At 48.4% G+C, this 20,816-nt stretch carries 17 protein-coding genes; 9 read left to right on the forward strand and 8 right to left on the reverse strand.

The window, feature by feature from the left end; translation table 11 throughout:
- Positions 1–263 precede the first annotated feature (263 nt).
- A complete protein-coding gene (locus KJS94_RS17125; protein WP_214449223.1) occupies positions 264–4,691 on the forward strand; it encodes a DUF8696 domain-containing protein in 4,428 nt (1,475 codons plus the stop codon).
- A 72-nt stretch (positions 4,692–4,763) separates the two neighbouring features.
- On the opposite strand, the gene pdxA is transcribed toward KJS94_RS17125, so the two are convergent.
- Positions 4,764–5,864: a 4-hydroxythreonine-4-phosphate dehydrogenase PdxA gene (pdxA, locus tag KJS94_RS17130; RefSeq protein WP_214449222.1), complete on the reverse strand. Its 1,101-nt coding sequence runs from the start codon at positions 5,862–5,864 to the stop codon at positions 4,764–4,766.
- Positions 5,865–5,953: 89 nt separating this feature from the next.
- On the opposite strand from pdxA, the gene rsmA reads away from it, so the two are divergent.
- From rsmA to KJS94_RS17155, 5 genes are all read left to right on the forward strand, one after another.
- Entirely contained in the window at positions 5,954–6,709 is a 756-nt protein-coding gene (gene rsmA / locus KJS94_RS17135; RefSeq protein WP_214449221.1) for a 16S rRNA (adenine(1518)-N(6)/adenine(1519)-N(6))-dimethyltransferase RsmA, read from the forward strand.
- Positions 6,710–6,713: 4 nt separating this feature from the next.
- Positions 6,714–7,637, forward strand: coding sequence for an NAD(P)-dependent oxidoreductase (locus tag KJS94_RS17140; RefSeq protein ID WP_239804205.1), 924 nt, complete (start codon positions 6,714–6,716; stop codon positions 7,635–7,637).
- Positions 7,638–7,757: 120 nt separating this feature from the next.
- The gene (greA, locus tag KJS94_RS17145; protein WP_214449220.1) at positions 7,758–8,231 is read left to right on the forward strand and encodes a transcription elongation factor GreA; all 474 of its coding nucleotides are present in this window, start codon (positions 7,758–7,760) and stop codon (positions 8,229–8,231) included.
- 171 nt (positions 8,232–8,402) lie between these two features.
- The gene (locus tag KJS94_RS17150; protein WP_214449219.1) at positions 8,403–9,065 is read left to right on the forward strand and encodes a toxin-antitoxin system YwqK family antitoxin; all 663 of its coding nucleotides are present in this window, start codon (positions 8,403–8,405) and stop codon (positions 9,063–9,065) included.
- The gene (locus KJS94_RS17155) at positions 9,062–9,451 is read left to right on the forward strand and encodes an HIT family protein (protein WP_214449218.1); all 390 of its coding nucleotides are present in this window, start codon (positions 9,062–9,064) and stop codon (positions 9,449–9,451) included. Before KJS94_RS17150 ends, KJS94_RS17155 begins: the two co-directional genes overlap by 4 nt.
- Before the next feature lie 9 nt (positions 9,452–9,460).
- On the opposite strand, the gene ruvC is transcribed toward KJS94_RS17155, so the two are convergent.
- On the reverse strand, positions 9,461–10,030 hold the full coding sequence (gene ruvC / locus KJS94_RS17160; protein ID WP_239804206.1) for a crossover junction endodeoxyribonuclease RuvC: 570 nt from the start codon (positions 10,028–10,030) through the stop codon (positions 9,461–9,463).
- 20 nt (positions 10,031–10,050) lie between these two features.
- Between ruvC and KJS94_RS17165 the strand changes: the two genes are divergently transcribed.
- Entirely contained in the window at positions 10,051–11,088 is a 1,038-nt protein-coding gene (locus tag KJS94_RS17165; RefSeq protein ID WP_214449217.1) for a lysylphosphatidylglycerol synthase transmembrane domain-containing protein, read from the forward strand.
- Positions 11,089–11,106: 18 nt separating this feature from the next.
- Positions 11,107–11,901, forward strand: a complete 795-nt coding sequence (locus KJS94_RS17170) for a DUF3108 domain-containing protein (protein ID WP_214449216.1) — start codon at positions 11,107–11,109, stop codon at positions 11,899–11,901.
- Positions 11,902–12,017: 116 nt separating this feature from the next.
- Here the strand turns inward: KJS94_RS17170 and KJS94_RS17175 are convergent, their stop codons facing one another.
- The 5 genes from KJS94_RS17175 to KJS94_RS17195 all read right to left on the reverse strand — a co-directional run bounded on the left by KJS94_RS17175 (position 12,018) and on the right by KJS94_RS17195 (position 16,467).
- The gene (locus tag KJS94_RS17175; RefSeq protein WP_214449215.1) at positions 12,018–12,863 is read right to left on the reverse strand and encodes an MBL fold metallo-hydrolase; all 846 of its coding nucleotides are present in this window, start codon (positions 12,861–12,863) and stop codon (positions 12,018–12,020) included.
- Positions 12,844–14,172 (reverse strand): MFS transporter, encoded by a 1,329-nt coding sequence (locus tag KJS94_RS17180; RefSeq protein WP_214449214.1) that lies wholly within the window; start codon positions 14,170–14,172, stop codon positions 12,844–12,846. Before KJS94_RS17180 ends, KJS94_RS17175 begins: the two co-directional genes overlap by 20 nt.
- Positions 14,173–14,270: 98 nt before the next feature.
- On the reverse strand, positions 14,271–15,095 hold the full coding sequence (locus tag KJS94_RS17185) for an undecaprenyl-diphosphate phosphatase (protein WP_214449213.1): 825 nt from the start codon (positions 15,093–15,095) through the stop codon (positions 14,271–14,273).
- 112 nt (positions 15,096–15,207) lie between these two features.
- A complete protein-coding gene (locus KJS94_RS17190) occupies positions 15,208–15,468 on the reverse strand; it encodes a DUF3098 domain-containing protein (protein WP_214449212.1) in 261 nt (86 codons plus the stop codon).
- Between the two features lie 126 nt (positions 15,469–15,594).
- Positions 15,595–16,467 carry a cell division protein FtsX gene (locus tag KJS94_RS17195; protein ID WP_214449211.1) on the reverse strand — a complete coding sequence of 291 codons (873 nt, stop codon included), beginning with the start codon at positions 16,465–16,467 and terminating at the stop codon, positions 15,595–15,597.
- 298 nt (positions 16,468–16,765) lie between these two features.
- Here KJS94_RS17195 and leuS point away from each other — a divergent pair, with 298 nt between their 5' ends.
- Complete coding sequence (gene leuS, locus KJS94_RS17200) at positions 16,766–19,543, forward strand: leucine--tRNA ligase (RefSeq protein ID WP_214449210.1); 2,778 nt, start codon at positions 16,766–16,768, stop codon at positions 19,541–19,543.
- 195 nt (positions 19,544–19,738) lie between these two features.
- On the opposite strand, the gene KJS94_RS17205 is transcribed toward leuS, so the two are convergent.
- Positions 19,739–20,755: a hypothetical protein gene (locus tag KJS94_RS17205; RefSeq protein WP_214449209.1), complete on the reverse strand. Its 1,017-nt coding sequence runs from the start codon at positions 20,753–20,755 to the stop codon at positions 19,739–19,741.
- Between the last annotated feature and the right edge of the window lie 61 nt (positions 20,756–20,816).

Here is a 20,816-nt window from a genome sequence, read left to right on the forward strand (position 1 = left end):
TGCGGGACGCAAGAATTTTTTATGCAATCCGTTAATTGTTAGGAGTTTCCAGGACTTGTTTGGTTGATCTTGACTGGTCATCTGCATGATCGTTCATTGTTGTGTACCAACGGTAATGAATACATGTATTATCGTCCCTCAGCTAACCTTTTAATGGGATACTCCGTGTCTGTCTTCCTGTAGCATTGTGATAGCGACTTATTGTTTTGCGGGGAAGGCAGGCCAAATGGTAATACCGACCCTGAGAAACCATAAACCGAAGTATGAAATCCAATTCTACTAAGCCTTCCATTGCCGGCACCTTCCGCGCAATCCTGTTCTTATTGTTGATGATTTCGTGTGGGGAATTGTTCTCACAGGCGACCATTTCAATGCCCGTAGGTATAGGAAGTCCATGCGGAACACCCAATGTAACCACTGACGACTCCCTGAAGGTGTTTACCTATAACAGTACCACCAATGGTTTGGGGCCTTTCTCCAGATGCCGGCCAACTTTTACTGCTCCCGGTTTTGGTGTATTCAGTGCCAGTATAGCCTTTAACCCAGGTGACCAAATGTATTACATGACAAGGTCGATCAGGCAAAGTAATGGCACCTATAATTCATTCATTTGGCGATGGGCGGCCGACAATGCCATCTGTCCAACCACCTCTTTGTTTCGGCAGTTCAACAATACCTATATCGCTGGTATCGAATTTGACCAGCAAGGTAGGGCATTCCAGATCAATTTTACCGGTTCAGCGGCTCCTTATGGCCTGGAGTTGCAAACCATCGACCTGGCGACCGGGGTAGAAGGCCCTGCTAAAGTAATTACCCTTCCTGCCGGCGTGAACATCAATAGCATGAACGGTGATATGGTGATCACCCCTGAAGGTCAGTTCCTGTTCATTTTTGATAACAAGTACTTCGTCCTCAATTATGAGGACTATTTCACGTCCAACCCACTGGTTGCCACATTTATCAGTAATGTGAATTTTGGCAGTAACCAAACGCTGGTAGGGTTAACCTATGCAGATGGGAAATTGCTGGGAAGTACCCTCAATACTTCCAATTTCTCGGCCTGCCAGTATCATGAAATTGATATCCTGAGTGGGGCAAGGGAAGCCCCCAACTACCTGATGTCCGGAACGGTTTTCAGTTCCTTTGACCTGACCAGCGTTACTACCGCAATAGGCGTGTCGAAAGAACTGGTTTCGGCTACGCCTACTGGTGTGGCAGGGCAATATGACCTTGTGTACCATATCAGGATCCAGAATATGGGAGATGTACCTATCCGGAACCTGCAGGCAAATGATAACCTTGCCAGCATCAATCCTGCCTTAGGTGCTGCAGCCGTTTCTAATGTAAGCATCAGTTCGGTTTATAACCCGCTAAACCTGACACTTAATACTTCCTATAACGGGACCACCAATACAAACATGTTGAGTGGCACCCAAACATTGCCTAATATTCCCCTTGCAAATAATTACCTTGTCATCAGGCTGGCTGTCAGGCTTTCTGGGATCGTTCCCGGGAATATTTACTCAAACAGCGCTACAGCAAACGGTACAGGTTTCAGGGGCGTTGCAGTAACGGACCAGTCTACGAATGGCCCTAACCCAGACCAGAACAGTGATAACAAGGCCGATAGCCCGGGGGAAAATACACCCACCCCATTCACCGTTTCCGTAGTAGCCGAAACGCCTCCCTGTGAAGCTTTGAATACCATTTTGTACAACCAGGATTTTGGAACTGGTACAGGTATGTCGGCGACCATGCCGGGAACCTCCACCACAGATTACACCAGGGTTTCTTCGGGTACAGTTGGTGTTGATCAGGCTACCATTAGTAACAATGCTGCCAACGCAAACGCCAGCAATTGGCTGAACATGCCGGATAGAAGTGGAACTGGAAGGATGTTGCTGGTTAACGCAGATGCCTCGCCCCGCAGGGTGTTTGCCGACGAATTGAATGTGTCCTGCGGAGGATTGAAATACTCATTCTTTGGTTATATCTCCTTCATAGGAAACAGCTCCTACCAAACCTTGTGTAATGGCTTCGGAGGGTTCAGGTATCCCAAACTTACCGTAATGGTAAGGGATGCGAATACCAACCAGATCATTGCGAGTGTAACAACAGGGCAGTTCACCAGTAGCAGCTGGACGCAGTTCGGAATGAAGTGGGTAATGCCCAACAATGTTACAAGGGTGAGGCTGGAGATTTACAACGCCGGCGAAGGAGGATGCGGTAATGATTTTGCCCTTGATGACCTGCAGTTCGGGCTTTGTGATCCTACTCCAACTGTCTCCACCCTTCCTTCCGGTGGTTGTATAGGTGGATCAACCACACTTGGCGCCGTGTTAACCGATACTGTTGGAATGAGTAGTTCATTGGAATACCAGTGGCAATCTTCTACAGATAATGTTAACTGGACCAATATTTCCGGGGCTACCTCAACCTCTTACAGCATTACCAATATGAATGCCAGCCATTCCAGGTATTACAGGCTGATCGCTGCTTCTATTGGTAATATCAATAACACTTCCTGTCGCTATGTTTCCAATAGTTTCTTCCTGAACCTGAAGAACCCTTCCACAGCGCCAACTGCCGCTTTGAAGAATAAGATCAGGGTTTGTGTTGGTGAGCCTGTGCAACTTACAGCGCAGGGCGGCACACTCGGGACCAATGCGGTTTACCGATGGTACAGGGGAAGCTGTGGTGGAACCCTTGTTGGAACGGGACAAACCATTACTGTAAACCCGATATCCACGACAACCTATTTTGTAAGGATAGAAGGCGATTGTAATACCACCGCTTGTGCTTCCGTGACCGTGACAGTAAGTTGTGATATTGATGATGATGATGATGGTATCACTGACCTTGCGGAAAACAATGGTCTTGATGCTGACCTGGACACAGATGGTGATGGCTTGCCTGATTTCAGGGATCCGGGTTCGCCTGGCTTTACCGATGCCAACAGCGATGGTATTGATGACAGGTATGACAGTGACCGGGATGGAATCATCAATTCCCTTGACCTGGATAGTGATAATGATGGTATTCCTGACGTGGTGGAAGCTTATGGTGTTGATGCCAATGGTGATGGCAGGATTGATAACTATTCAGATACAGATAGTGATGGCCTTTCCCAGAATGTGGATGCCAATACCTCAGGGGTTACGGGCTCGGGCACCGGCCTTGGCCTTCAGGACCTTGATGGGGATGGTGTTCCCAACCAGTTCGACCTGGATAGCGATAATGATGGAATCCCTGATATTATTGAGGCAGGCGGCACGGATGCCAATAATGACGGAAGGGTCGATGGGTTTGCAGATGCTGACCAGGACGGATTCGCGAATGCTGTGGATGGTGATGCCAACAATGATAATAACGCGGAGAACAGTTCCAACGCCCTGGCGAGAACGGGCGCTGACAACAATAATGACGGAAGGGCCGATAGTTATCCCTTTGACAATATGGATAATGACAGGCGGATGAATGCGTATGACCTCGATAGTGATGGTGATGGTATTACCGATGTTCGCGAAGCGGGATTTACGGATAGTAATAATGATGGAAGGATAGATGGAGCCCTTAACCCAACCGGATGGAACGCAGCTGTTGATGCATTGGCCAGCCTTACCCTGAGGAATACAGATGGCCGTGGACCGGTTGACTATCTAGATATAGATGCTGATGATGATGGTATCCCTGATAATGTTGAGGCCATGGCCACCAATAGTTACCAGCTGCCCTCCTATCTGGATGCAGATAATGATGGTATCGATGACAGGTATGATTCCATTTCAGGGTTTGGGGGCAATGGTATTACCCCGAACGACCAGGACGGTGACCTCAGGCCCGATTACCTGGATGAGGATTCCGATAACGATACGGCACTTGATATCTATGAAGGAAATGACTTTAACAACAATGGCAGGCTGGATGACAATGTACAGTTGACCGGCAATGATACAGATGGTGATGGACTAGATAATCGTTTTGACCGCGATAATAGTTCAGCCAGGGGTACTTCTGCATTCATGGGTAACGGGGGAAGCTTGTCCGGAGACCCGGATCCAGGATCCATGACCATGGTGCAGCGAACGGAATCCTATTACCTGGATAGGGACTGGAGGTTCCAGCCCTACATACTCCCCGTAAAATATCTTGGACTCGCAGCCAGTCTGACCAGTAACGGGGTGAAGGTTTCCTGGAAGGCCACTTCTTCAGAGCCGGTAGAGGAGTTTGTGATCGAAAGAAGTATCGATGGCGCTGCCTATGTGCAGGTGGGCCAGATCAAGCTTGGTAACCTGGTGCTCAATGATGTTGCCTACCAGTTCCTGGATCCCTTAAGGAATGTGAACGGTGCGGTTGCCCAATACCGGGTGAAGGCCCTGGTAGCCGGAGGTAAACAGGAGTATAGCAACCCGGCTACGGTAAGGCTGCAGATGGATTGGTCCATCAATATTTCGCCCAATCCCACTTCCGACCATCTTGTTGTAAGGGTGGTGGTTAAGGAACCGCAGTCTATGCAGGTAATGTTGATCGATGGAATGGGAAGGGTGGTAAAGAACCATTTTGCCAGTGCATTAAGGGGTATGAACTCCGTGCAGCTGAATGACCTGGGTTCATTGCCCAAGGGAACATATACAGTCAGGATTGTGCTGAATAACCAGCAGGCGACAACCCAGCAGGTGATCATTCGGTAAATGACCTGAAATGAAGAAAGGCTACCAACGCGGTAGCCTTTCTCTATTATTGGTGAATCGATCTGGATGATCCTATTCTTCCTCAATTTTTTCATCCACAACATTGCCCAATACGGCACTGCCCATTTTCTTCAAGGGATTCTTCCTGTTGGTGGCATATTCCTGCCTTGCCCTGATGATATCAATACAGGTGAAGATGGCGCAGTACATAGAACTTTCGTCTGCAAGGTTTTTTCCCGCGATATCGAAGGCGGTCCCATGGTCGGGGGATGTTCTCACTATTGGCAGGCCGGCAGTAAAGTTTACGCCATCGCCAAAGGCCAGTGACTTGAAGGGGATCAGGCCCTGGTCGTGGTACATGGCCAGCACGGCGTCGAAGCGCTCGTGGTAACCACGGGCGAAGAAGGCATCAGCACTGAAGGGACCCTGGATAATGCAGTTGTTCTGCTGCTTGAATTCCTTGATGGCCGGCTTGATGATGGTTTCTTCCTGGTTGCCGATAAGGCCTTCATCCCCGGCATGGGGGTTGAGCCCCAATACGGCGATCTTGGGTTTGTCGATCCCGAAATCGCGGACCAGGCTTTCCTGCATCAGGCTAAGCTTGGAAAGGATATTCTGGCGGGTGATATGTTGGGAGAGTTCGGTTACAGGAACATGTTCTGTCAGCAAACCCACGCGCATATTAGGAGCAACCATCAGCATCAGCACATCCCTTGCATTGAATGCATCCTTCAGGAAGGGGGTATGGCCGGTATAAGGAAATTGCTCTGACTGCGTATTCTTCTTGTGGATGGGAGCTGTTACCAACCCCTGGATCTGCTTATCCTTAAAGGCCTGTAGTGCAGCCTGAAGGGAGAGTACTGCATATTTGCCACCTTCTTCCGTTAGCTGGCCGGGGGTGATATTCACTTCTTCCTCCCAACAGTTGAAAATATTCACCTGTTTCGGATTGATCCGGCTGAAGTCCTTAATGCTTTGGTAATTGAAATTGCTTTCGGGTAGGGATTTGCGGTAAAAATTGATGGCCTTGTTATTGGCAAAGATGATAGGGGTGCAGAGGTCGAGCAATCGGCTGTTGGACACTGTTTTGATGATCAGTTCCAGGCCGATGCCGTTGAGGTCCCCGCAACTGATGCCGATAACCGGCTTATGATGTTCCTGGGTAGCTGACATATGGCTTTGAAATGTATTAAGGCATAAAAATACAATTTCTGGCCGATGGGGGCGGGCCTTGTTTCCGCGGGGTGTATTTTTGCTGGTACATGAATTATACACTTAAAAAATCCCTTGGCCAGCATTTCCTTCGGGACGAGAACATCTGCAGGAAGATCGTTGATGCCCTGAATAAGCAGCCCTTCGGGCGTTTGCTGGAGGTTGGCCCGGGTGGGGGAGCGCTTACCAGGTTCCTGTTGGAGCTGCCGGGTATTGATTTCAAGGCGGTTGAGCTGGACGAAGAGAAGGTGACTTACCTCGAAAAAACTTATCCGGCCATCCAGGGTAAGATCATACATAAGAGCTTCCTCGACATTGACCCGCCATTTGACGGCAATTTTACCGTAGTGGGCAATTTCCCCTACAATATTTCCACCCAAATCCTTTTTAAGATCCTGGAGTGGGGACCACAGGTGGAAGGGGTGATCGGCATGTTCCAAAAGGAGGTGGCCCAAAGGGTTGCGGCCGGTGAAGGAAATAAGGTGTATGGGGTGATCAGCGTGCTGGTGCAGGCCTTCTACAAGGTGGAGTACCTTTTCGATGTGCCTCCGGGCTGTTTTAATCCCCCGCCCAAAGTGATGAGTGGGGTCATCCGCCTGGTTCCCCGGCCTGATATACCTGAAATGAGAAGCAGGAAACATTTCTTCCTCCTGGTTAAAACAGCGTTTAACCAGCGCCGTAAGACCCTTAGGAATGCCGTAAAAGGCTTGTTTACCCCGGAAGTTTTGCAGGACCCGATTTTCAACCAACGTGCCGAGCAATTAAGTGTAGAAGATTTTGCTGCCCTTACCTTTAAAATGCAATAGAATTATGGCGAAAGTCCTGGTGACCGCAAAGGTGCACCCATGGCTGGTAGAACGGCTTACCCAAAAAGGGTTTGAAGTGGATGTCCAGCCGCAGATCAATTATCAAGACCTTCTCAAGGCAATAGAAAGCTGTACCGGCCTGATCGTTACCACCCGCCTGAAGATCGACAGGCAGGTGTTGGATGCTGCCCCGAAACTCGAGTGGATCGGCCGTTTGGGAAGTGGCATGGAACTGATAGATGTGGAATACGCCGGCCAGAAGGGGATCAGGTGCGTCAGTAGCCCGGAAGGTAATCGTAATGCTGTAGCTGAGCACGAATTGGGTTTACTGCTCAACTTGCTGAATAAGATCAGTACCAGTGCCGTTGAAGTGAGGGAGGGAAAATGGATAAGGGATGCCAACAGGGGCACTGAGCTGAGTGGTAAAACGGTGGGTATCATTGGTTTGGGAAATACCGGTGGGGCTTTTGCCAGGCTGCTGGAGCCTTTCGGGGTAACGGTTCTTGCTTACGACAAATATAAATTCGGTTTCGCAAAAGGATATATTAAGGAGGCCAGCCTGGAGCAGGTGGCCCGCTATGCAAATGTGGTAAGTTTTCATGTTCCACTAACAGGGGAGACTTTCCATATGGCCAATGACGAATTCTTTGGCAGCCTTGAACAGCAGCCTGTATTCCTTAATACCAGCAGGGGTAAAGTACATGATACAGCAGCCCTGATCAGGGCCCTGAAGAATGGGAAGATAACAGCAGCCGGCCTGGATGTGCTGGAGAATGAAAAGCTTGAAACCTATTCAGCAGGGGAGAAAGAACAGTTGGATTGGCTATGTTCCCAACCTAATGTGATCGTCACCCCCCATATTGCCGGGTATAGCCATGAAGCCTACCTGCTAATGGCAAAAGTTGTTCTGGAGAAGTTGGGATTATAGAATTTACTAACAGGTGTTTGGTTAATCAGGAATTACTATCTTTGCCCATATAAGTGCAACGCTTTCGCTAATGCTGGAGGCGTTGTTCTTTTTTTCTATTCTAACCAAAGGAGGTGCATTATGGCAGAAATCATTTACGTGACCAAGGAAACGCTGGAATTGATGAAGGAAGAGCTGCACAGGATGAAGACCGTAGATCGTCCTGCAGCATCCAAAGCTATTGCTGAAGCCCGTGAAAAGGGGGATCTCAGGGAGAACGCGGAATATGATGCGGCCAAAGAGGCTCAGGGTATCCTGGAGGCGAAGATCAAAAAGATGGAGGGAGACCTGGCTAATGTTCGTATCCTGGATGCCGATGCTATTGATACCAGCAAGGTGTCTATCCTGACCAAGGTGACAGTTACCAATATTGCAACCAAGAAATCCATGACCTACCAGATCGTTTCCGAGAAGGAAGCCGACCTGAAGTCGGGTAAAATTTCAGTTACCTCACCCATTGGGAAAGGCTTGCTGGGCAAGACCATTGGGGAGGTTGCAGAGGTCCAGGCACCTGCCGGGATCATCAAATTCAAGATCGAGAATATCTCAGCATAATTTACCGACCCCCTCACCCGAGGGGGTTTTTGTTAACATTGCGGTAACATTAAGTTTACAATCAGGTAAACATTTGATAACCTTGGTTTCTTCCCCACCCTTCAGGCCGCTGGTATCTTTGCGACCATGTTACGGAACCTTATAGTCTTACTTCTTTTGATACCTTCTGTTATGATGGCGCAGCGAACCATCAAGTGGAATGGTGTACACCTGAATGAAGTGGATAAGCAAGGTCGTAAACAGGGCGAATGGCTCTTTTTCGACAAGCAGGGTAATGTTTTGATGAACTGTTCCTTCAAAAATGATAAGGTTGAAGGTCCCATGGTCTTCTTTGATAAAGGGGACACCGTACTGGTTCGATTAAAGGATGCCGATAGCCTGGAACATTTCATCTATTACCACAAGGACGAGCCGATCTCTGGGGCTTTCGTGAATAATGACGGTAAGTTCAGGATAGAACTGGACCACCTTCCTGCCAACTTCACTGAAAATGACCTGGCCAACCTTAAGAAGTGGTATGCGATCAAGATCGAACCGGTTTACATGTTCGGGATGCAATCGATGGTAGAGTATTTTGCCTCTGCCTATGCAAAATCCAACACAATTGCCAATTGGAACCATAACTTTGTTATCACCATCAATGCATCGGGTAGGGTAACAAATGTGGAAATGGAGGACAGGGATAAAGTGCTTTCAGATGTTATGGAGCGCGAAGTGTATGAAATGTTCTACAGCATGGGCCGCTGGCAGCCATTCTTCGATACCTGGCAAACCAGGGAGATAAAGCTGACGATGTCATTGGGGGCAGACCTTCAGACAATCACAGCAAGATGACCATATTCACCAAGATCATTAAGGGCGAGATACCTTCCTACAAAATAGCCGAGAACGATAAGTTCTATGCCTTCCTTGATATTTTTCCTATCGTGCGCGGACATGTTTTAGTGGTGCCCAAGATAGAAGTGGACAAATTCTTCGAAGTCCCCGAGAGTTATCTTTCAGAGATCCTGGTCTTCGCCAGGCCAATCGCCAGTGCAATAGAAAAGGCTTTCCCCTGTGATCGGGTAGGCTTATCCGTTATAGGACTGGAAGTTCCTCATGCACACCTTCACCTGGTACCCATCAAAGGGATCGATGACCTGAATTTCACCAGGGGTAAACTTAAAGTGAGCCCTGAAGAACTTATGGCTGATAGGGAGAAGATCCTTGCTAATCTTTAATTGACTTACTTATTTGGTCTTGATCCGATGGGCATTCTTCTTGAGGAAGTCTTCCCATCCTTTCAATTTTCCGCCTGTAAGGGTCAGGGCGGTTCCGCTTTGGTAATGGTGACATACGGCCACGGCAAGCGCGTCCGAAGCATCAAGATAATCAGGGATGTCGCGGATGGTGAGGATGCGTTGCAGCATATGCCAGACTTGTTCCTTGTCCGCATTACCATTTCCGGTAATGGATTGTTTCACTTTTTTAGGGGAGTATTCAGAAACCTCCAGGCCGGCCTGGATGGCAGCAGCGATCGCAACTCCCTGGGCCCTTCCCAGTTTAAGCATACTCTGAACGTTCTTGCCAAAGAAGGGTGCTTCAATGGCAAACGCATTGGGCTTATATTCCAGGATGAGTTCACAAACTTTTCGGTGGATCTGTTCCAGCCTGATGTGCTGGTCTTTTTTGGCATTCAGCTTGAGTACATTCATCTCAAGCAATTGCATTTGTTGCCCGGTCACGGCAATGATACCGTAGCCCATTACAAGGGTACCAGGGTCAATGCCCAGAATTATTTTAGAAGGCTTTTCCGACAACAGGTTATTTTTATGAAATAATGTTCCCCAACAAAAATATCAAAAACTTCCTCAATTACTGGCTGGGGCCCATCATCTTCATTTGGCTGGCCTGGTCTATTTACAGGCAGGTGACAAGGCAACCCGATCTTGGTGGTTCCTGGTCGAATATCTTACAGGCTATCAGCGGGGAACAGGGATGGAAATGCTGGCTAGCCCTGTTGCTGGTAGTGGTCAACTGGGGATTGGAAGCCATTAAATGGAAGGAGTTGGTGGGAAGGGTTACCCGCATTTCCTTCCTGCGTGCATTTGTTGCTACCCTGGCAGGGGTTTCTTTCGCTGTGAATACGCCTAATAGGATTGGTGAGTATGGTGGACGGGTGCTTTACCTTCCGGAAGGAAAAAGGCTGGAGGCAGTTTCCCTAACACTGATCGGGAGTTTTGCCCAGTTGTTGGTAACCTTACTGATGGGTGCAGCGGGTTTGTGGATTTGGCAGGCAGGCTGGTTTTATGGCCAGGACGCAACAATTCCTGCTCCCTACCTGTCATATAACTGGTTGTTGAAGGCGATGACATGGCTGATCACGGCGCTCGCCATAGGAGGTTTTCTCTTTTACATTAGGATAAGTTGGTTGGTGAGGTGGGTGGAAAAGGTTCCGGCCATGGCAAAATGGGGCAAACCGGTCTGGGTGCTGGATAACCTGCCGGTTACAATTTTGTTAAGAGTGTTTGGTTGGTCTTTGGTAAGGTACCTTGTATTTATTTTTCAATATATCTTGTTACTACAAAGTTTACAAGTGACCGGCAACTGGTGGATGGCATTTTGGTTGACAGCCCTGCAGTTCCTGGTTTTGGCCATTATCCCCACCATTGCACTTGCGGAGTTAGGTTTGAGGGGAAAACTGTCACTTGAATTATTCGGATGGATCAGCAGTAATGCTTTGGGTATATTGGCCACCACTGTGTCTATTTGGCTGCTCAACCTGATCATTCCTGCGATCATTGGTAGTATCCTGATCATCAGGGTAAAAGTATTTGACCCAGTGAAAACGGAAGGGGTGGGACAAGGATCACCCTGAGACCATAAGAACCATAACATGAAGCGATACCTTATCACGCTGCTTTTCGCGCTATTACTTACCCTTAGGCTGGACGCCGGGGACGACTTCTGTGGTATCAGGAACAATACCTTCCAGAATGATGAGTCCATTACCTTTAAAGTATTCTACAAACTGACAGGTATATATATTGGGGCGGGGGAGGCCAGTTTTCATGTAGGCTTATCTAAATTCAACAACAATCCCGTTTACCATATTGTAGGCGATGGCAAGACCTACAGCTTCTATGATTCTTTTTTTAAGGTTCGTGACCGTTATGAATCGTATATCGATACCGCTACCCTTCAGCCATATAAGTTCATCCGGAATATTTATGAAGGCGGCTACAAGAAGTACGAGAATGTGACCTTCAACCAGGAAACCAATACTGCTGTCACCAATGTGGGTGTATTCAAAGTGCCCAATTGCGTGCAGGATGTGTTGAGTTCTATCTATTATGCCAGGAATATCGACTTCAATAAATACAAGCCGGGAGATAAGATCCCGTTTGCCATGTTCCTGGATAATGAAGTGTATAACCTCTACATCCGCTACCTTGGTAAGGAGACCATCAAGACAAAGTATGGTAAGTTCCGGGCCATCAAATTCAAGCCTCTGCTGATCAAGGGTACAATATTCGAAGGAGGGGAAAAGATGAATGTTTGGGTGAGTGATGACCAGAATAAGATACCACTCCGTGTGGAAAGCCCGATCTCGGTTGGTAGTGTGATCGTTGATATGATCTCCTATCGAAACCTCCGCTTTCCGTTGTCATCCCTGGCTGGACTAAAATAGGTTGATTGAATTATATAAAAAGACCGGACTTTGGATCCGGTCTTTTTTTTCCTATAATGAAACCGTAAGGCATGACTCTTTTGCAATCACATGGACGCCGCCGCTTAGTCAATAGCCTAAAGTTCCTTGAGGTCAAATGTCCTTCCACTGCGAATGCCCTTCTCCGTTAGTTCCAGCTCGCAGCATTCGTTTTTTGCGTCGTGTTCAAAATAGAGGATGTAGTTGTTTTCCTGGGCCTCCTTAAGGAAACTTTTCTTTTCATTCAGGGTGGTTAATGGGAACATGTCGTAAGCCATTACGTAGGGAACCGGGATATGTGCGGTAGACGGCAACAAGTCAGCCATATACACAATGGTCCGATCCTTAAAGGTCAGTTGTGGCAACATCATGGCATCGGTATGGCCATACACAAAACGCAACTGTATAGTGTCAGAGAACCGGGCAATGCCGTTTTCCGGTGTAGGAATGAATTGAAGTTGTCCACTTTCCTGGATGGGCTGGATATTATCCTTCAGGAAGGATGCTTTTTCCCTGTCGTTGGGGTTTACGGCCCAATTCCAATGGCGGTCATTGCTCCAGAAAACAGCATTAGGGAAGGCCGGCACCAATTTATCACCCTGGCGGATAATGCTCCCACCACAATGGTCAAAATGCAGGTGGGTCAGGATCACATCGGTGATGTCATTGCGGTGGAAGCCATGCCTGGCAAGGGATTTGTCCAGGCTGTCTTCTCCGTGCAGGTAATAATGGGAGAAGAATTTGGCATCCTGCTTATCGCCAATGCCATTGTCTACCAATATAAGCCTGTTGCCATCCTGGATCAACAGGCAGCGCATGGCCCAGGTACAAAGATTGTTCTCGTCTGCCGGAACCAATTTGTTCCAAATGGTCTTGGGAACCACGCCAAACATGGCGCCGCCGTCAAGTTTAAAATAGCCGGTATTAATGGTGTACAGTTGCATGTTGCTTATCGTAGACTTTTTTCGTGTAAAAGAGGGCTACCAACCCCAGTATAAAGAAGGTGCCCAGGGCAATGATGGAATTTCGCATACTGCCGGTGAGTTCTTCCAGGAGTCCAAAGGTAAAAATCCCGATCACTATGGCAATCTTTTCGGTAACATCGTAGAAGCTGAAGAAGGAAGTGGTGTCCTTGGTTTCCGGGAGCAATTTGGAATAGGTACTCCGGCTCATGCTTTGGATACCGCCCATCACCAGGCCTACGGCACAGGCCAGCAGGTAGAACTGGAACTGGTTTTTTACATAGTATCCTGCTATACAGATGCCAATCCAGAGGGTTACGGAAAGGATAAGGACCCAGATATTCCCGATGAGCCTGGACAGCCTGCTGAGGACCAGGGCTCCAATCACCGCAACGAGTTGGATGAGGATAATGGTGACCAACAACTTTGGTTCATCTTCCGGGTCGGGGAATATCTCTTTCTTGGCAAACCCTGCCGCAACAAGCATTACAGTCTGCACACCCATACTATACAGGAAGAAAGAGAAAAGAAAGCGCCGGGTTGCAGGCATTGATTTCAACTGCTGCCAAACCAGCTTTAGTTCCTTGAATCCGTTGGTCAGCACATTGGTCCTGGCCTTCCGTTCTGCCTTGCTGCTCAATGGCAATACGCGAAGGGTTAACTGGGCAAATCCGAACCACCAGATGCCTACCAATAAGAAAGAGAGCCTGGCTCCAATGGTCTTGTCAGATTCATCTAAGCCGAATAGGGCTGGTTTAAGGATGATGACGAAACAGATGATCTGCAGCAATACACTGCCAATATAACCCAATGCAAATCCTTTGGCACTTACCCTGTCCTGGTCTTCAGGCGCAGCGATGTCCGGCAGGTAGGAATTGTAAAAGACCAGGCTTGCCCAATAACCAAGGGCAGCAATGGAAAACATGATGATCCCGTATTCGATCCGGTCGGGAGTAAAAAAGAAGAGTGCCAGGCAGGCGGCGGAACCCATAAAGCAGAACCAGCGCAGGTACACTTTTTTGTTCTGACGATAGTCGGCTATGGAAGAAAGGATGGGCGAGGAGAAAGCCACGATCAGGAATACCACCGACAAGGCATAGTCCATGAGTGCGGTATTGATGAATTTCCTTCCAAAGAATTCTACGTAGTGGTCGTCAGGGTTATTGCCCTTACTGGTTATCCCTACATAGTAGGCAGGGAAGATAGTGGAAGTGATCACCAGGTTATAGGCACTGTTGGCCCAATCGTACATGGCCCATCCGTTGATGACTTTTTTGGGGGCTGTTTGCATGTCTTTCTGTTATGGTTTTGGTTTGGTGTTTCATTGGGCTAATGATAAGATAAGGTATATTTTCACTGTTGCCATTTCACGGATGGTTCATCCTGCCATCAATGGATCACTCCTGTCCAGATAAGCAGGAGCAGGATGATGCCGGCAATGATGCGGTAATAACCGAACCACCTGAATCCATGCTTCTGGAGGAAGCCGATAAAAAACTTGATGGCGAGTAATGCCACTACAAAAGCTACGATATTTCCCACGATGAAGGCGGTCAGGTTTTCATTCGAGGCCATCAATAACTCATAACCTTTCTGGACACCGCCATTGCCTGTTTCCCAATCTTTCAGGACGAGGGAATAACCTGTGGCTGCCGCCATGGTAGGCACGGCAAGGAAAAAGGAGAATTCTGCTGCCAGGTGCCTGCTGAGCTGCTGCTGCATGCCGCCGATAATGGATGCAGCACTACGGCTGACGCCGGGTATCATGGCCAGGCATTGCCAGCCGCCAATGATGAATGCCCTGCGGAAACTGATCTTCTCTTCTTCATGGATGGTCGGATGTTGGAAGGCCTTGTCGATATACAGGAGTACCAGGCCTCCCAGCAATAGGGTAATGGCTACCGTTAGCGGGCTTTCCAGCATGGCATCGATCTTGTCTGAGAAGAGGAACCCCAGCAACAGGGCTGGAATCACTGCCACCACCAGTTTGAGGTAAAAATGGAAACTCTTGAAGTCGATGAATTTTTTCCAGTACAATACCACTACAGCCATGATAGCGCCCAGCTGGATGGCAACTTCAAATAGTTTGGTGAACTCTTCCTTATGGATGCCCATCAGGGAACTGGCAATGATCATATGCCCGGTGGAAGAGATGGGAAGGAATTCTGTCAAACCTTCAACAATGGCTACTGCAATGGCTTCAAAAAGATTCATAAGGATTAAAGTGAACCGCTAGGTAGTGATTGGTAAATGCCAATAAAAAACCGATTTGAATTCGGAAAGCATTCTTTCTGATCCAAATCGGTAATGAATTACTGGGGGAATTTTATGCTTTGGGTCTTTTGAAAATGGCCACCACTTCCAGGGCCAGTCCTGCAATGATCAGGATGGGGGCGATAGTGATGCGGGTGGTGCTGTATACCTCCTTCTGGTCAAACTCAGCCGGGTTGGCGCTTCTGCCTCCTGCCATCAACAGCATGCCGATTACGATAACAACGATACCGGCGATCATCCAGATATAGTTTTCTTTTCCAAACAGGCTTTCCGAAGTGTGCCCGACTACGTCTTGTTTCTTATGTTCACTCATGGTGAAGGTTTTAATATTTTTTGGTTCTGGTATGTAAGAAAATTCAGTTCTGGTTGCCGGAAGCTATCATGGATACGCCGATCACAATGGTATGTTAGCCATCCTCCATACGCTGCCCTCACTTGCCTAGTACAGGTCGTCCAGTTTCATCTTCAGGTATTTTACCACGCTCCTGTGCGTACTGAGCAGGGAGATCATTATGCCCAGCAAGATAATGACCAATGACAAAATCACCAACCATTGGGTATCGCGCATGGCCCTGAGTTCGGGTAATTGCTTCTCCGCAAAGAATACAAGGGCGAAAATGCCAGCCAGCGCGATAAGGCCGCTGATGGCGCCATTGATGATGGCCCTGATATCCATTGGCTTGGCAATGAACCACCGGGTGGCCCCTACCATCTGCATGGTCTTGATCAGGAAACGATTGCTGAACATGGCCAGCCTGATGGTATTGTCAATGAGTACGATCACTACCAGGCAAAGAACCACGGCAATGATCAGGAGGATCATGCTGACTTTTTGTACGTTCTTGTTGAGGTTGTCTACCAGGGATTGGGGATATTGTACGTCGCTCACCGCGATGTTCTGTTCCAGGTCGGTCTTGATCGCTTTCAGGGTATCAGAATGCACATACTGGTTCTTCAGCTTGAAATCAATGCTGGCAGGCAGGGGGTTGGCATCCAGGATGTTCTTCCAGTCCTCGTTACCATCGGCCACGAATTTTTGCCTGGCAAGGTCCTTGGTGACATATTGGTATTCCTTTACATATGGCTTGGTGGCAATATAGTCGACCAGCCTGGTGCTGTCGGCAGGAGAGATATTTTCCCTCAGGTAAACCCTCACTTCCACGTTTTCCTTGAAATACTGCCCGAGCTTGTTGGCATTGATCACGATCCACCCCAGTAGACCCAGGATGAACAGCACCAGGGATACCCCCAGTATAGACATGAAATACGATGGTGTTGAACGTTTAGCGGATCCTTTTCCGATTTGCGTCATGCGTTACAATTTTCAGTGGGTTAGTACTGCGAGGATACGGGCAAAAATAGCGGATTTAGCCTACCAATCCGTATTTTTGTCACCCTCTCAACGGTTGCTGCCGGCATAAAGTGTGCAGGTTGGAAGGCGCTTTGCCCAAATTGATGTTTTTTAAGTCATCTTTCACAAATTGACCATCCCTTTGGCTTTGTGTCCGAATCTCAAGGTGAAATGATCTTTCCTTGTTAACCGACCCTTGATGTCCGGCAGTGGTTGAATGGGATTGCCAGATGGCATACGAACGCAATAATCAACAGCAATGGAATACAGTTTCAGAGAGATTGAAAAGAAATGGCAGGAGCACTGGAAGCAATCCGGTGTCTACAAGGTTTCGAATGAAAGTGACAAGCCTAAGTGTTATGTACTGGACATGTTCCCTTATCCAAGTGGGGCTGGACTGCATGTGGGGCATCCCCTCGGGTATATTGCCAGTGATATCTACAGCCGTTTCAAGAGGCTGAAGGGCTACAACGTGCTGCATCCGATGGGGTATGATGCTTTTGGCCTGCCTGCCGAGCAGTATGCCATTGAGCATGGGGTGCACCCTGCAGTGAGTACGGATCAGAATATCAATAATTTCCGCAAACAACTCGATAATATTGGTTTTTGTTTCGATTGGGACCGCGAAGTGCGTACCTGTGATCCGAAATATTATAGGTGGACCCAGTGGATCTTCCTTCAGCTCTTCAATAGCTTCTTCAATCGCCAGACCAAAAAGGCTGAACCCATCGGGAACCTTATTGCTTCTTTGGAAAAAGAGGGTACAGCGGTTCATCCCTGTCCCGGTGATACATCTATCCGTTTTACGGCTGAAGAGTGGAGTGGTTTTGATGAGAAACGCAGGCAGGAGATCCTGATGGAATACCGTCTGGCTTTTTGCGGGTATGGGGAGGTGAATTGGTGTGAGGCATTGGGAACAGTATTGGCCAATGATGAAGTGGTGAACGGTGTGAGTGAAAGGGGCGGACATCCGGTCGTGAAGAAGAAGCTGCGCCAATGGTACCTGCGTATCACCGAATATGCGGATCGCTTGTTGGAAGGACTGGAGCAGATTGATTTCAGCGAATCCATGAAGGAGATGCAAACCAACTGGATTGGTAAGAGCTATGGTGCGGAGATTGATTTTGCAGTAAGGAGTGAACAGGGTACGGTGGATAAACTGAGGGTCTACACTACCCGACCGGATACCATTTTCGGGGTAGATTTTATGGTAGTAGCCCCTGAATTGGAAATAGTGGAGCAACTGAAGTCTGCAGAACAGGCAGCTGCGGTGGATTATTACCTGGCTTATGTGAAGAGCCGCAGTGAACGCGAGCGCATGGCGGAGAAGAAGATCAGTGGCGTTTTCACTGGCGCTTACGCGATAAATCCATTCGATGGTCGCGAGATCCCTATCTGGACCTCTGAGTATGTACTGGCAGGTTATGGTACCGGTGCGATCATGGCAGTTCCCTGCGGTGATGAACGTGACCATAAGTTCGCGCGTCATTTCAATATCCCCATTACCAATATCATTGGCGCGCATTACGATGGGGAAGAAGCCAATCCGACCAAGGATGCGGTGCTGGAGAACAGCGGGTTCCTGAACGGTGTGGGCATGAGGGAGGCCATCGGTATCGTGATCGAAAAGATCGAATCCATGGGCATTGGCCAGCGCAAGGTGAACTACAAGATGCGCGATGCGGCGTTTAGCCGTCAGCGTTATTGGGGAGAGCCTTTCCCCATCCAATGGAAAGATGGCGTGGCGATACCATTGAATGAATCAGAACTGCCGCTGGAATTGCCTTATGTGGAAAGCTACAAGCCCGGTCCGGAAGGTGAGGGTCCTTTGGCCAATATCCCTGAATGGGTGGCCAGGGAGCTGGAGACCAATACCATGCCCGGTTATGCCGGATCTTCCTGGTACTTCCTGCGTTATATGGACCCGCATAACGAGCAGGCATTCTGCGACCGCAAGGTGAGTGATTACTGGGGACAGGTTGACCTGTACATTGGTGGTACAGAGCATGCAGTAGGTCACTTGCTGTACAGCCGCATGTGGACCAAGGTGCTATTTGATCTGGGATATATTGGTCATGATGAGCCGTACAGGAAGCTGGTGAACCAGGGTATGATCCAGGGTTCTTCAAGATTTGTGTACAGGATCAATGGCACCAATACTTTTGTTTCAAAGGGCTTGCTGGAAGGTGAAGAGTCCTACCAGGGCACGAAGATCGATAAGTTGCATGTTGACGTAAATATTGTCGACGGTTATGAATTGGACCAGGAGGCATTCAGGACCTGGAAGCCCGATTTCTCACAAGCTGAGTTCGTGTTGGAAGACGGCAAGTATATCTGTGGCAGTGAGGTGGAGAAGATGTCCAAGAGCAAATTCAATACCGTTAACCCCGACCATATTGTAGAGAAATACGGTGCCGATACCTTCCGGATGTACGAAATGTTCCTCGGTCCGGTGGAGATCAGTAAGCCATGGGATACCAAGGGTATTGAAGGAGTACACCGTTTCCTGAAGAAGCTCTGGCGCTTGTTCGCAGGTGAGGAAAAAGGATTGCTTCTTACCCATGATGCGCCTACTGCCGAAGAGTTGAAGGTATTGCATCGCACTATCCGTAAAATAGAGGAGGATACCGAAAGGTTCTCCTTCAATACGGCTGTAAGTACTTTAATGATCTGCGTAAATGAACTGCATGACCTGAAATGTCATAAGAAGGCTGTATTGGAGCAGTTACTGGTTTTATTGACGCCATACGCGCCCCATATCAGTGAAGAGTTGTGGCATGCGATCGGAAACAGTGGCTCCGTGTTGGATGCCAGCTATCCGGTTTTTGAAGAGAAGTATGTGAAGGAAACGGCGAAAGCCTACCCTGTCGCTATCAATGGAAAAACACGCGCTGAAATAACCATCTCTTTGGATGCCGACCAGCAGGTGGTGGAATCCATCGTCCTCCAGGATGCAACTGTCCAGAAGTGGCTGGAAGGAAAGCCACCGAAGAAGATCATCTATGTGAAGAACAAGATGATCAACGTGGTGGTCTAATGACAATTAGGGTTAAAAATGAAAAACAGGGGTGCCACTGGTGCCCCTGTTTGTATTTTGGGTTGAAATACCCCTATTTCATTGGGTGATTTCACTGTTTTGGTCGGAGACGGGTCGGACCCGGGTCGGAGACGGGTCGGAAACGGGTCGGAGACGGGTCGGATTCGGGTCGGATTCGAGTCCGACCCGGAGGGTTTATTCACCGGGTTTTGGTCTCATGATCCGTACAAGTGCGCTGCTTTGTTCGTTGGCAAATAGACGCGCTTCATAGCGTTTGTCGCCCACGATCGCGACCATCAGTGAGGTGTTGGGTGGGATACTGCCCAGGTTTTCCGCAACCATCACCAGTTCATTGTCGGCTCCCAGTTCAGAAGCATCAAGTTTTACGGTATAAGGTTGGTCGGTGAGGCGGATGTTTTGGAAGAGTAACCTGCCATTCAGGAAAAGTGCAATTGAGTCGCCGTCGATCTGCGCATTATCATAGAATCTTAATTCAATTGTTTTCGCTGTGATGGGGATCACTGTTTGCAGTACGTTTTTACGATTGTTAAACTTGTCGGTAATGCCTGAAGGGTTAGGTTTGGTGGCTGGTGCAGTTACCACGGGCATTGTAACTACTGGTGCGCCGGGAGCTGGTGATGGTATCAGGGCGAGAGGAAGCTCTTTTTCCTCCGGAATCGTTGCCGTTATGCCAATGGTGCTGATGCTGTCGATCAGGGTGGGATCGTTTGCCCCTACCAGGTAGTTTTCAATGATGAAGTCCCATTCATCCCGGAAGATGGGTTTTTCCTTCTTTTCGAGGTGAATGGTGCCATTGATCTTTTCCTTGTTATCCCTTGCTGAGCTTGTGCCATCGAGGTACATTTCATCTGCCCCCGGGCAATTGAAATCAGCTACGCTCAGTTGTGCATCCGGATCAGGGCCCAATTTGAAAAATCCCCTTTTGCCCTGGTCTTCCAGCAGCAATTCATCCCACCAGATCACACTGTTGGTATTGGGGTCGAAATGACCTTTGATACTATAGCGCTTGTAGCGATTCTTATTCTGGTAATAGTAGGCAACCCCAACGATCTGGTCGCCGGACTTGACCAGTTTCAATTCTGCCTGGGTGCCCTTGACCTTCCCGCGCCAAACCCCTGTCAGTGTTTGGGCCTGGAGGAGTATTGGGAAGAAGGCGATAGTCAATACGTAAAGAAGAAAAACCTTTTTCATTTCGACAATATAATGGAAAGAACGTTGAACGGCTGTTCCTTATTTCCCTTTAGGAATCTTT

Source organism: Flavihumibacter rivuli (assembly GCF_018595685.2).
GTDB classification, from domain to species: domain Bacteria; phylum Bacteroidota; class Bacteroidia; order Chitinophagales; family Chitinophagaceae; genus Flavihumibacter; species Flavihumibacter rivuli.